The following is a 234-nucleotide window of genomic DNA, read 5'->3' as shown; positions in this document are numbered from 1 at the left end:
ATTGTCGTGCGGACTCTTCCTCATGCAAAGTATATAAACCCGCCTTAAACGCAGTAAAAGCAATATCTTTGCTGCGATAATATACATAACCCACGCGGTTAAAATTATAACGCCCTTGGTTGACCTTTAAATCTCTGGCCCAATACTTTGGATTACGCTTATAAATAACCCGCTGCCCTGCATTGATTTTCTCTAAGAGGTAAGGGCCTGAACCTAAAATCGGTTTGACCGAAG

General features: G+C 41.9%; 1 protein-coding gene. It reads right to left on the bottom strand.

Translation table 11 applies throughout. From position 1 onward, the window contains the following. Positions 1–234 (bottom strand): ABC transporter substrate-binding protein (locus RRF55_RS28035; protein WP_439419304.1); only part of this gene is annotated, 234 nt, incomplete at both ends.

This window comes from Klebsiella sp. K47, from assembly GCF_051858335.1.
Lineage (GTDB): Bacteria > Pseudomonadota > Gammaproteobacteria > Enterobacterales > Enterobacteriaceae > Klebsiella > Klebsiella pneumoniae.
This window is presented reverse-complemented; position numbering and strand designations above follow the sequence as displayed.